Consider the following 13,155-nt stretch of genomic DNA (forward strand, 5'->3'; position numbering starts at 1 on the left):
TAATATTATTGGTTTTCTTCTGTACGTTGTTCAGTTTGTTTCAAACTTTCACGATTTTGACGTAAGCTTTCCAATGTTTTTTCTAAATTGTTTTCCACATATTTAAGAACATCACCAGCATATTGAATGGAACTGGATTTCAATTCCTCAGAGGATTGGTTAGCTGCATTGATAATTTGATTAGCTTGTTCTTGAGCTTGTTTAACTAGTTCACTTTCAGCAGTTAATTTAGCAATGTAGTCTTTAGCTTGATCAATTAAAGTTTCAGCTTGACGTTGAGCATCAGCTAGTACTTTATCTTTATCGGCTACAATACGACGAGACTCTTCAAGTTCCAATGGTAAAGACTCTTGAATAGAATCAATAATACGCATAATTTCGTCTTCCTCAACCATACGTTTTGTAGTCATAGGAATACGGCTGCTAGATTCAATAAGAACCTCTAAATCTTCTAATAATTTTTCTGTTTTCATACATTTCACCCCTATTTATTATGGACCGTATTAAAGCGTTCTTCAAGTTTTTCCTTAACATCATCCGGAACTAAACCATCTAGCTTACCACCAAATTTTGCAAGTTCACGAATACCTGTGGAGCTGACGAAAGAGTATTTGTTATTTGTCATAATAAATACAGTTTCAATATCATCATCCAAATATTTTGCAAACAACGCACGTTGAAATTCATATTCAAAGTCACTTAAAGCTCGCAATCCTCGAATGATGATAGTCGCATTCTTAGATTTAACATACTTGTTAAGTAGACCACCTGTACAATCAATTTCAACATTAGGAATATGTTTGACAGAATTTTGAATCATCTCAACCCGTTCTTCCATGGTAAATAAGGAATTTTTATTTGGGTTAGAGCTGACAGCAATGATTAATTTATCAACTAATCGACTGCCTCGTTCAAAAATATCAACATGTCCATTTGTTACTGGGTCAAAACTACCCGGACATACACCTATACGCACAGGTTTAGCTCCTTTCAGCTGTGTTTACAAAATAGGAAACCATGGTATAACCAAATTTCTGTTCTTTTATACATTTCCATGATTCAGGCAAGGTAAATGCCTCGTCCTTATGGTGCTCTAGTAGTAAAACACCATCAGGCTTTAATAAATCACAGTCTACAACCATATCTATGGTCTCTTGTATAAATCCATTTTCATATGGTGGATCAGAAAAAATATAATCGAACTGTCGTCCCATTATATAATTTTTTAATTGTGAAAGTTTCCTCGGAATGATTTCTAACCGATCCTCCACATGACAATGTTTGGCATTCTCTAAAATCAATCTTCCTGTTTTAAAGTCTACCGCTACTGCATGTGCTGCACCACGACTTAAGGCTTCAATAGCTACTGCACCTGTACCTGAAAAAATATCTAATACATGAGTACCAAATATACCTCTATTAGATAATACGTTAAACACACTTTCACGTACACGATCAAGTGTAGGTCTAGTATCTACCCCTTTAGGTGCTTTTATAGTATGTCCCTTTGCAGTTCCGCCAATAATTCGCATACAACCCTCACAAGATTATACTCAATAATTATATTATATAAAGCAGTAAATTAAAAGTATCTTTTATTTATGATACTTCAATTTTAATATCTCGTCCCATCAATTCAGCTAGAGCTAAAGCAGGAGATTTTTCTTCATATAAAACTTCATACAATGCCTTAGTTATAGGCATTTCAATTTGATGCTCACAAGCCATTTTATAAATAATGTCAGTAGCAAAGAAGCCTTCTACAACCATATTCGTATGATTAATGATGTAATCCATCGTCTTTCCATCTGCTAATTGTTGGCCAGCTGCTCGATTGCGACCATGGGGACTCATACATGTAGCAATTAAATCACCCATTCCAGCTAGGCCGGCATAGGTCTCTTTTTGTGCCCCTAAGGCTACACCAAAGCGGGTCATCTCATGCAACCCACGTGTTAAGAGCAATGCTTTACAGTTATCCCCTAACTTTAGACCGTCTACAATACCAGCAGCGAGAGCAATAATATTCTTTGTAGCCCCTGCTAACTCAACACCAGTAATATCAGTGTTTGCGTAAATTCTAAAGTTTTGACTACATAATGCTTTCTGTAGCATCGTAGCCACATCAAGATCTTCTGTACTTAAAACAGATGCAGCCGGTAAATCTCGTCCGATTTCCTCCGCATGATTTGGACCAGATAAAACAGCGAGATTACATCCAACTGTTCCTAGAACCTCTCTCATAACTGTAGTCAGCAATTTTCCAGTAGTACGCTCTACACCTTTTGAACAAAGTATATACGATTGTTCTTTATGAGCATATGGTTTAATAGACTCTAAACTAGTACGTACATGTACAGATGGCGTAACCATGAGAATGATATCAGCCCCTTTAATACAGGTAGCAAGATCTGAACTATATACTAATTCATTTGGCAATGTTACGCCAGGTAAATACTCTTTATTCTCTTGATCTTTAGCTAATTGATCTGCAAATTCTGGGCGACGACAATATAAAGTTGTGGTATTTCCAGCTAATACGGATTTAATAGCAAGAGCAGTACCCCAGCTACCAGAGCCGACAACAACAACATTCATATATTAATCCTTTTTGATACGTTCTACTTTTAACTCATTACCTGCAAGTAAACGTTTGATATTATCCCAATGGCGAACAATGACAAACAAAGCAGCCAAAGCGCCAAAGCCAACGAACCAATACGATTCGCCTGTAAAATACATTAAGATTGGCACCAAAGCGGCAGCTATAATTGATCCTAGTGATACGAGCTTAGTGAAATAGACAATAACGCCCCATACCAAGAAGGCAATCAAAGCAACTAATGGTGACAAAGCAATTAATACACCTAGTCCTGTAGCTACGCCACGACCACCTTTAAAGCCTAAGAATATAGACCAGTTATGGCCCATCATAGCAAGGATACCACCTAAGATCATATACATAGGTCCATAAGAGGATAATAATACTACCCCAGCCGCGCCTTTTAAGGCATCACAGAGAAATACAGGTAATGCAGCTTTGAGACCTATAACGCGATATGTGTTAGTGGCACCTATATTTTTAGAACCATATTGGCGGACATCTGTATTAAAGAAGGTTTTACCGATAATTAAACCACTAGGAATTGAACCAATAAGATATGCCAATATAGCATATACGATAACCATAATATCCATTAGTCTTCATCATCCCGTTTCTTACCACGCAACACTAAACGAATTGGTGTTCCTTCAAAGCCAAAGGACTCACGTAATCTATTTTCCAAGAAACGCATATACGAGAAGTGAATTAACTCTGGTTCATTGACAAACAAAATAAAAGTAGGTGGTTTAACACTTGCTTGTGTCATATAGTAAATCTTTGGAATTCTGCCATTACGAGATGGTACAGGATTTACTGTTTGAGCATCTTGCAACAATTGATTTAATGTACCTGTAGATACACGGCGATACTGTTGTTCAGAAACAAATTTCAACATATCAGCTAAGCGATGGATACGTTGCTTAGTCAATGCAGATGCAAATAGAATCGGCGCAAACTGTAAGAACCCTAATTCATCATAAATATCTTCAGTAAAGCGCAGTGTTGTTTTATCATCTTTTTCAACAAGATCCCATTTGTTTACAACAATAATTACACCCTTGCCTGCTTCATAGGCATAACCAGCAATTTTCTTATCTTGTTCTGTAACACCATCTTGAGCATCAAGCACAAGAACAACAATATCTGAACGATCTACAGAGCGTAAAGAACGCACAATACTATATCGTTCAACAGCTTCTTCGATTTTAGATTTACGTCGCATGCCTGCAGTATCGATAAGGACAAATTTTTGATCTCCATGAGTCCAATATGTATCGATGGAATCACGTGTTGTCCCTGCTACATCAGATACGATTACACGGTCTTGTCCTAATAAGGCATTAGTCAAAGAAGATTTACCTACATTAGGACGGCCAATAACCGCTACATGAATAGTATCTTCATCATCAACATTTGTACCAACTGGAGGGAAATGTTTAACCGTATCGTCTAGTAAGTCACCTAAATTCATTAAATTCTTAGCGGAAATACCAATTGGATCACCTAAGCCAAGATTATAGAATTCATAAATATTAGGTTCTTGATTAACACTGTCAATTTTATTAACAACTAAAACTACAGGTTTGCCGCTAGCACGTAATATATTTGCAACTTCTTCATCGGCAGGAACAATCCCTTGTTTACCATCAACAACAAATAATATTACATCCGCTTCTTCAATTGCTAATTCAGCTTGTAAACGCATCATCTTAGGAATAACATGACTATTATCTGTTATGAATTCGATACCACCTGTATCTATCATTGTAAATTCACGATTTAACCACTCTGCGTCAAAGTAAATACGATCCCGTGTTACACCAGGAATATCTTCAACAATAGAGATTCGTTTATTAACAATGGCATTAAAAAGTGTAGATTTCCCTACATTTGGACGACCTACAACAGCCACTAATGGTTTTGCCATGGTTTCACCTCATTATCTAATCTAATACATTACTATATTTTATCATATTCTACGTAAAGTACGCAAAAAGGCTAACCAAGGAAACCTTGGTTAGCCTTATATTAGACAATGAATTATTCAGCGTCTTCTGCAGTTTCTTTTGCTTCCATCAATTCAGTTAAAGCCAAACCCAATTTCTTTTCGTCTTTGTTAAGAGAAATGATTTTAACTTCTACTTCTTGACCGCGGTTTAAGTAGTCTTCAACTTTCGCATTACGTTGTTTTGTAATTTGAGAAATGTGAAGTAAACCTTGAATGTCGTCGTTAACAGCTACGAATGCACCGTAAGCTACCAAACGAACAACTTTGCCGTTAATAACATCGCCAACATGCAATGTTTCTTCAGCTACGTCCCATGGGCTCTTAGTCAAAGCTTTTAAGGACAAGGATAATTTGTTGCTTTCAGCGTCGAAGGATTGTAATTTAACTTCGATTTCTTGACCAACGGAAAGAACATCTTCCACTTTTTTGATTTTTTGCCAAGAAATGTCGGAAATGTGAAGTAAACCTTCAATACCACCGATATCTACGAAAGCACCATAAGGCATGATTTTACGAACAATACCTTTATAGTTGTCGCCAACGTTGATGTTTTTCAATGCTTCAGCTAATTTAGCTTGACGTTCTACTTCCAATACTGCACGACGGGAAAGAACCAAACGGTTTTTCTTTTCGTCGATTTCAAGTACTTTAGCTTCGAATTCTGTACCAACCAAGTTGTCCAAGGATTTTACGAAATGAACATCACCTTGGGACAATGGAATGAAACCACGAAGGGATTTAACTGTTACTACCAAACCTGCTGGGATAGCATCAATACCTTTACATACGATAGCTTCATCTTTTTCTTGTGCTTCGATAACATATTGCCAATCTTCATCTTTAGCCAAGCGAGTCATGGAAAGATAAATAGGATTATCTTCTTTGATGTGGTTCATGATAACTGCTTTAATTTCATCACCATTTTTCAACACATCTTTGGCAGATTCTGGTGCTGGATAAGAAATTTCAGTTCTGTTCAAAATGGCTTCAGTTTTGTAGCCAAAAGATACATAAGCGCGTTCATCTTCAACTTGAACTACTGTACCTTCTACAACGTTCCCTTTCTTAAATTCTTCTTGACCTTCTGCTGCTAATAATTCTGCAAAATCTTTCATTGTCTCAATGACCTCCTTAATAATCCAGTCGGGAGTCGATGCTCCTGCTGTAACTCCTACCGTCTGTACTCGGTTAAACCATTCCAGTTGTAATTCAGTAGAAGTTTCAATGTGATAAGTTGTACATCCAACGTCACGACAAACCTCTGCCAATCGGTTTGTGTTGCCGCTATTCTTACCGCCTATCACTATCATAAGATCTACATTACGTGCTAAGTCAACGGCAGAGTTCTGTCGTTCTTGCGTTGCATTGCATATCGTTTTGAAAACCTTAAGATTCTTAGATTTTTTCTCTAATATCTCTATTATACTGTTAAATTTGAATTGTGAAAAGGTTGTTTGTACAACTACACCCATTTTTTCCACAATTTGTAGTTTTTGCGCGGATTCTTCATCTTCGATGATTATTCCTTTGTTATTTGCCCATAAATTGATACTTTTTACCTCAGGATGGTTTTTTTCGCCCAAAATCAACAAAGTCATTCCATCTTCTATGACAGACTTAGCATCTTGTTGCGCTTTTTTTACATGAGGACATGTAGCATCTAAAATATGTAATCCCTTTTCTTCAGCTTCTGCATAAATAGCAGGGCCTACACCATGAGACCGAATAATCATTGTCCCTTCGTCAATATCTGCTACCTCTTGAATAGGACTTACACCTTTACTTTCAAGGCGACCTACAACTTGAGGATTATGAATGATAGGACCTAATGTATAACTTTTACCCTTACCATCGGCAGCTTCATTAGCCATTTCAACAGCTCGCTTAACACCATAACAAAAGCCATGGTTTTCAGCCAAAATTATTTCCATAAAGTCTCCTCTATACGATTTTCATGATACGAATCTATCATGCGTTGAATTTCACCTTTAACACGATCATTAACCTCTTTGATTGCTTCAGGTGTTGGTTTAGCTTTATTAACAGGAACTTGTTTACCAATAATACAAGCTACTTGATTTTTCTTCATATTATGAGATCCAATAATAGCAACTGGTGTTATACCAATGCCTGTACGCAATGCAATTGATGCTGCGCCATCATGAAATCTTCCAAGCTTACCGCTCTTTTGGCGGTTTCCTTCAGCAAATATCCCCAGTACCTTATTATCTTTCAATAATCCTAAGGCATGACGTATAGCTACCTTGTCGATAGCACCGCGATTTAGTGGAAACGCACCAAGCCATGTACAGAAAAATCGAGAAATGGGATTCACAAATAATTCCTGTTTCGCCATGAAATGTACATGTCTAGGTAATGCATAGCCGCAGATAGGTGGATCATTGTTACTCAAATGATTTGGTACAACAATAACGGGACCTTCCATAGGAAAATTATCACGCCCATATACCTTTAGTCCATAGCCGACTTTATAGCGCAACCAAAAGGCAGTACGCCAAAGCCATGTAGAAAATTTATTCATCTTAGATTCGCTCCTGTACTAGATGTAATATATGTTTCACTGTTTCATCAAACGTCATGTTACTAGAATCCACAACAATAGCATCCTCAACGCACACCAGTGGAGATTCATCGCGATTTTTATCCATTTCATCGCGACTTTCAACATTATTTTTGATGTCTTCTAATGATTGTTCATTAGAAGTACCTTGAACTTCAAGCCATCTACGTTTTGCTCGTGCATCTACAGACGCTGTTAAATATATCTTCAACTCAGCCTTTGGTAGTACAACAGAACCTATATCGCGACCATCTAAAATAACACCACCAACAGCAGCCATAGCTTGTTGGCGTTCAACTAAGTATTCACGAACACCTTTATAAGAGGCAATAGTTGATACATTCTCATTGATTTGTTGTTGTCGAATTAGATCTGTCACGTCTTGACCTTTTACAAATACTTTACAAGCATTTGCAGTAGGCTCTAATGTTAAATCTAATGAAGGGAGCAATGATTCTACATCTTTTTGATTTTTCACATCAACATGGCTATCGAGAACTGCCCATGTTACACCTCGATACATAGCGCCTGTATCGATATATAAATACCCCAATTCATTGGCCACTACTTTTGAAATACTACTTTTACCAGCCCCTGCAGGACCATCAATAGCAATGGCAATTTTTTTTGTATTCATAATAACCTCTATTCTTCATCACCATGTACAGCATGCATAGCCGCCACATAACCAGTAGAAAACGCAGCTTGTAAATTATAGCCGCCCGTAAAGGCATCAATATCCAGAACCTCACCAGCACCATATAAACCTTTCACCAATTTAGATTCCATGGTTTTGGGACTAAACTCTTTTAACGAAATACCACCGGCTGTAACAATTGCTTCTGCTACAGGGCGTAACTCCTTTACAGTTAATGTCATATGTTGTAGTACATGACATAAACGCATACGTTCTTCTTTTGTAATTTGATTAATTGGTTTGCTTGGATCTAATTCAGCAAGCTTAATAACAATAGGAATGAGATTTACCGGCAACAAATCCTTCATACCATTAGCTAATTGTTTTTTTGAATATAAATCAAAGTCCTTCTGTAAGCGTTTGTCTAAAACTTCTGCAGTTAATGCAGGCTTCAGATTTATTTCAATAGTGATTTGTGGATTTTTCTTACGCAACAATTTACCTACTGTATGACTTAAAGACAAAATCGTAGGACCCGTAAGGCCGAAATGAGTGAACATCATTTCCCCAAATTGTTTTGCTTGTACCTTATTTTTAGAAATAACGGATACCTCAACATTACGAAGACTAAGCCCCATAATATCTTTCACCCAAGATTCTCCTGTTACAATTGGTACCAATGATGGTCTTATATCTGTAATGGTATGACCAACTTTTTTAGCTAAAGCATATCCATCACCAGTAGAACCAGTTAACGGATAAGAAGCACCACCTGTACAGATGATAGCAGCATCACAAGCATATTGTTCCTTATCTGTTGCAACTCCTACAACATGACCATCCTTAACAGTAATAGATGTAACAGGTTCATTTAAATGAACTTGTACTTTATACCTTTTAAGGATTTTCATGAATATATTGCGTACTTCTAAAGCAGAATCAGATTCTGGGAATATACGTCCCCCTCGTTCAACCTTAGTTTTTAAGCCCCAACTATGTAATAATTCAAGCAAGTCTTCATTACTAAAGCGTTCATAAGCGCCATATAGGAACTTACCATTACCAGGCGTATTTTTAATGAACTCGGTCATATCTGCACTATTTGTAATATTACAGCGGCCTTTACCTGTAATGCCCATCTTCTTACCAACCATATTCATTTTTTCTAGTAAGATGACACGTGCCCCTTCACGACCAGCTATAACAGCTGCCATAAGACCTGCTGCACCACCGCCAATGACTACAATTTGTTTCATTCCTTACCTGCTCCTAACGCTTTTAGGGCTTTTACTTCACGAATTGTAAGCTGACGAGAACCACCACGTTTAACACCACCTAAGGTAAGCCCAGCATAGGCAATTCGTTTTAAGTTATGAATACGGTACCCAAAGCGTTCAAACATACGACGAACTTGTCGATTACGACCTTCATGGATTGTAATTTCTACTTCATGAACACCATTATGATCATCAAAACCGAGATCTACAATTGTTGCAGGAGCTGTTATACCATCTTCCAGTTCAACACCATTGGCAATAACCTGTAAATCTTCATCACGAACACGGCCCTTAATACGCACTTCATATGTTTTTTCTACGCCCTTAGACGGATGAGTTAAGTTTTGCGCCAACTCACCATCATTTGTCAACAACAATAACCCTTCTGTATATAAGTCAAGGCGACCTATTGGATAGATTCGTTTTGATTCATTTTTAATATAATCTAAAACAGTTTCACGACCTTGAGGGTCAGACACAGATGTAATAACCCCTTTTGGTTTATTTAACAAGTAATAAACTGGTTTCTCTTGGGCTAATAATTGACCATTAACCTTAACTTTATCCTTTTGAGGATCAATTTTCACACCTAATTCAGTGATTCTACGACCATTAACCTGAACTTTTCCTTCTGTAATCAATTCTTCTGCCTTGCGTCGTGATGCTACACCACAACTAGCAATAAATTTTTGTAATCGTTCCATATTATCCTTCTGTTTCTGAAACTTCTTGATGTAAAGCTTCAATAGATTCTACGCCAGCACTCCTTAAAAACTCGTCAGTTGTTCCGTAAAGAATAGGTCTTCCTACAGTATCTTTATGACCTAGTTCCGCAATAAGAGATCGAGTGAGTAATTGTTTAATAATCTTATCACTATTTACACCGCGGATTTCTTCAATTTCAGCTTTAGTTATAGGTTGTTTATAGGCTATGACAGCTAATGTTTCCATCGCTGCATTAGATAATTTATCTTCTCTCTTACGGATATGACCTACATAGTCAGCACTTTCCATGGCACTAACTAACTCAATACCTGCTCCAGATACTCTCAAACGGATGCCGCGATTTTGCTCTTCTAGTTCCCGTTGTAATGTATCAATATAATCTTGTACTTCCTCTTTTGAAAGTTCAAATACTTCTTCAAGCATTTCTATTGATATAGGTTTTGCCGCTGAGAACAACACGGCCTCTAAATGCATTGTTGGTAAGCTCATATAGCCCCCTTTCTATACGGTACCTTCTAAGGCTGCAGTGAATATAATATCATTCTCTTCATAGCGCATTTCCATAACTTGTTGCTTCAACAATTCTAAAACAGCCATAAAGATTGTTACCATACCACTTTTTGTTTCAATTGCTACTAATAACTCTCTAAAATATAAACTTTCACCACGTCGTACACGACTAGATAAAGACAAAATCATATCCTCTAGACTATAACTGTCTTTTTCAACCTTGACCTCGCGAATAGGCTCCTCTTCAGGTAATTCCTTAGCGCGTTTTATAGTCTGATAAAAAATCTCATATAATCGGGAAAGTTCTAAATTATATACATTATCTAACCCAAGTACGCTTGTTTCTTCAGGTCTACTAAATATATTGGCGGATACAGCCGTACGTTCCATCAGTAAAGCTGTAAAATCTTTGATTTTTTTAAACTCTACTAATTTAGCTACCAATTCATCACGTGGATCTTCAGCATCCTCTGGCTCAGGTTCAGCTTTAGGTAATAGCATACGCGATTTAATCTGTAACAAAGTAGAAGCCATTACAAGAAACTCACTACTATAATGAATATCAAAGTGATTCCAATTATCTAAATATTCCAAGTATTGACTCGTAATTTCAACGATAGGAATATCGGTGATTTCTATTTTATGTTTTTCAATAAGATGCAAAAGCAAGTTCAAAGGACCTTCAAAGACATCTAACTTGTAATTATAATCTCCCATAAACCCCAATCCTTAGAAAATATACTTTAACTATATAATTATAAAGCATTTATAGTAGTACTTTCAAATAATTGTTTTTTTTACAGTCATCTGCTATCTTTATTATAGTAATTATTATATATTATAGAAAAAAATTTATTGTGTATTCCTTCAAGAGGGGATTTATTATGTCATCTAGTTTAAAGCAAATTGGGAGAAACCCCATCTTTCGCTTTGGTATCATTGGTATTGCTTTATATATAGCTCTATTTTTCATCTATGAACCTATTACACTAGGTCTAGATGTTGAAGATATAACGATTTTAGCAGTCCCAACAATTGTAGGTACTTTTTTATTTCAATATTTTATGGGATGTACCGTTTTTCATAGACCATTTTTGGGATATGGCTTAGTCGGTATTCTTTGGGCCCTTACATTCCCACTTCTGTTCCACTGGTCCTATGTAAAACCTTTATATTTTTATGAATTTGCTAATGACTTTTTATTTGGCTTATTAATCTTTATGGGTTTATCGGGGATTCAATTTTTACTGAACCAAACAAATCGTCTCCATAAAACTACATCATTAATCATGGCAATTATTACCATGATATTGAGCCTTATCCCATTCTTACAAATAGGATACTATCTAACTACATGGCATTGTTTAACGCCAGCTAGTTTACTAGCAGTATACATGACAAATCCTGAAGAAGCATTTGGTTTCTTAAAAAATGCTGCTGGTATTCCTGGTCTTATCGCTGTTGGTATTGGCCTTGTAATATGGACCTATCTACTCTACTGGTCTAATCTAGGAATGAAAGCGGTAGTAAACTTAAATACTACACGACCTATGCGCTCTACATTGCTCATTGCATCCATAGTAGCATTCTTAGTATACGTACCATTCTTCTTATTCCCGAAAACATGTATTGTAGCAAACTGGATTGCAGCTGGCGACTATGTAAAACAAATGCAACAATATAATGATAACCATCATTTAGTATTTGATTCCTTCAATTTGGATACAAAGGAAACCTCTGCTAATAAAACACCAGGGACCATCATATTAGTCATCGGTGAATCTAGTTCTCGTGATTATATGAAGGTATATAATCCAAACTTCCCTTATGATGATACGCCATGGCAAGGTACTATGCGTGCAGATAATAAAGATTTTGTCTTCTTTGATAACGCATATTCATCGTATGTACAAACAGTACCTACCCTTGAACGTGCTTTATCTGAACGTAATCAATACGACGATAAACCATTCCTCGATTCTGCAAATATCTTAGATGTTGCTAAAAAAGCAGGATATACTACTTCTTGGTTTAGTAACCAAGGTGTATTTGGCGAATATGATACAGCTATTTCATTAATGGCTAAAACAGCGGATACCACTAAATGGTCACATGAATCCTATGCTTTCTCTGATCGCTATGATGAATCACTCTTACCATTATTACAGTCTGTTGATCCAAGTAAAAATAACTTTATCGTCATTCATATCATGGGTAGTCATATTTACTACAATGACCGTTATCCACATGAATTTAGTAAATGGAAACAAGGTCCATATCCTGATGGCCAAGAAGCATATGCTAATAGCCAATTATATACAGACTGGTTATTACAACAGATTTATACTTATGGTAAGGAAAAATTGAACTTGCAAGCCATGGTGTATTTCTCTGACCATGGTGAAAGCTTGGATAAATCTCATAATCCAGATACATTTGACTTTGTTATGACTCATATTCCATTCTGGATATATTTATCACCTCAATATCGTGCTGAGTATCCTCAAACAGCTGAAGAACTCTCTAAACACGAACATCAATACTTTACAAATGATTTACTATATGACACATTGATTGGTCTTATGCACGCACCTAATCAACGGTATGATGTAACAAGAGACTTTAGTAATGGTAAATATCGATTCAATTTACATAACCTAACTACCTTACTAGGGGAACAACCATTAACTAATGATCCTGTAAACGCAGGAAAATAAACTTTAACATTTCTAATAATATAAAAATTTTATTATGTTAGTATAATGTAGTTTAGATTTAATGTAGTTTAGGTTTCACTAACACGAAAAAAAG

14 protein-coding genes are annotated in these 13,155 nt (G+C 36.4%); 1 reads left to right on the forward strand and 13 read right to left on the reverse strand.

The genetic code is table 11. The features are described 5' to 3' along the window. Positions 1 to 5: 5 nt before the first annotated feature. From ACWTVK_RS02715 to ACWTVK_RS02775, 13 genes are all read right to left on the reverse strand, one after another. Positions 6 to 473, reverse strand: coding sequence for a hypothetical protein (locus ACWTVK_RS02715; RefSeq protein WP_005386756.1), 468 nt, complete (start codon positions 471 to 473; stop codon positions 6 to 8). A gap of 11 nt (positions 474 to 484) precedes the next feature. Continuing rightward, a complete protein-coding gene (coaD, locus tag ACWTVK_RS02720; protein ID WP_119206422.1) occupies positions 485 to 976 on the reverse strand; it encodes a pantetheine-phosphate adenylyltransferase in 492 nt (163 codons plus the stop codon). A gap of 4 nt (positions 977 to 980) precedes the next feature. Continuing rightward, positions 981 to 1,532 carry a 16S rRNA (guanine(966)-N(2))-methyltransferase RsmD gene (gene rsmD, locus ACWTVK_RS02725; protein WP_119206423.1) on the reverse strand — a complete coding sequence of 184 codons (552 nt, stop codon included), beginning with the start codon at positions 1,530 to 1,532 and terminating at the stop codon, positions 981 to 983. Between the two features lie 67 nt (positions 1,533 to 1,599). After that, on the reverse strand, positions 1,600 to 2,598 hold the full coding sequence (locus tag ACWTVK_RS02730; RefSeq protein ID WP_456045861.1) for an NAD(P)H-dependent glycerol-3-phosphate dehydrogenase: 999 nt from the start codon (positions 2,596 to 2,598) through the stop codon (positions 1,600 to 1,602). Positions 2,599 to 2,601: 3 nt separating this feature from the next. Next, positions 2,602 to 3,198, reverse strand: a complete 597-nt coding sequence (gene plsY, locus ACWTVK_RS02735; protein WP_024066174.1) for a glycerol-3-phosphate 1-O-acyltransferase PlsY — start codon at positions 3,196 to 3,198, stop codon at positions 2,602 to 2,604. Beyond that, on the reverse strand, positions 3,198 to 4,532 hold the full coding sequence (gene der, locus ACWTVK_RS02740) for a ribosome biogenesis GTPase Der (RefSeq protein WP_060924659.1): 1,335 nt from the start codon (positions 4,530 to 4,532) through the stop codon (positions 3,198 to 3,200). Before der ends, plsY begins: the two co-directional genes overlap by 1 nt. A 113-nt stretch (positions 4,533 to 4,645) precedes the next feature. Then, positions 4,646 to 6,544: a bifunctional 4-hydroxy-3-methylbut-2-enyl diphosphate reductase/30S ribosomal protein S1 gene (locus ACWTVK_RS02745; protein WP_456045863.1), complete on the reverse strand. Its 1,899-nt coding sequence runs from the start codon at positions 6,542 to 6,544 to the stop codon at positions 4,646 to 4,648. Continuing rightward, complete coding sequence (locus ACWTVK_RS02750) at positions 6,535 to 7,155, reverse strand: lysophospholipid acyltransferase family protein (protein ID WP_105085548.1); 621 nt, start codon at positions 7,153 to 7,155, stop codon at positions 6,535 to 6,537. The genes ACWTVK_RS02745 and ACWTVK_RS02750 overlap by 10 nt, the downstream gene beginning before the upstream one ends. A 1-nt stretch (position 7,156) precedes the next feature. Then, positions 7,157 to 7,831 (reverse strand): (d)CMP kinase, encoded by a 675-nt coding sequence (cmk, locus tag ACWTVK_RS02755; RefSeq protein ID WP_456045864.1) that lies wholly within the window; start codon positions 7,829 to 7,831, stop codon positions 7,157 to 7,159. An 8-nt stretch (positions 7,832 to 7,839) separates the two neighbouring features. Continuing rightward, the gene (locus ACWTVK_RS02760; RefSeq protein ID WP_456045865.1) at positions 7,840 to 9,087 is read right to left on the reverse strand and encodes an NAD(P)/FAD-dependent oxidoreductase; all 1,248 of its coding nucleotides are present in this window, start codon (positions 9,085 to 9,087) and stop codon (positions 7,840 to 7,842) included. Beyond that, on the reverse strand, positions 9,084 to 9,812 hold the full coding sequence (locus tag ACWTVK_RS02765) for a pseudouridine synthase (protein ID WP_456045866.1): 729 nt from the start codon (positions 9,810 to 9,812) through the stop codon (positions 9,084 to 9,086). The genes ACWTVK_RS02760 and ACWTVK_RS02765 overlap by 4 nt, the downstream gene beginning before the upstream one ends. A 1-nt stretch (position 9,813) precedes the next feature. Further along, positions 9,814 to 10,323: an SMC-Scp complex subunit ScpB gene (scpB, locus tag ACWTVK_RS02770; RefSeq protein ID WP_105085544.1), complete on the reverse strand. Its 510-nt coding sequence runs from the start codon at positions 10,321 to 10,323 to the stop codon at positions 9,814 to 9,816. Positions 10,324 to 10,335: 12 nt separating this feature from the next. Further along, entirely contained in the window at positions 10,336 to 11,061 is a 726-nt protein-coding gene (locus ACWTVK_RS02775) for a segregation and condensation protein A (protein ID WP_456045867.1), read from the reverse strand. A 167-nt stretch (positions 11,062 to 11,228) separates the two neighbouring features. Here ACWTVK_RS02775 and ACWTVK_RS02780 point away from each other — a divergent pair, with 167 nt between their 5' ends. Continuing rightward, entirely contained in the window at positions 11,229 to 13,061 is a 1,833-nt protein-coding gene (locus ACWTVK_RS02780; protein WP_156719556.1) for a phosphoethanolamine transferase, read from the forward strand. Positions 13,062 to 13,155 lie beyond the last annotated feature (94 nt).

Source organism: Veillonella sp. Ser01, from assembly GCF_053850375.1.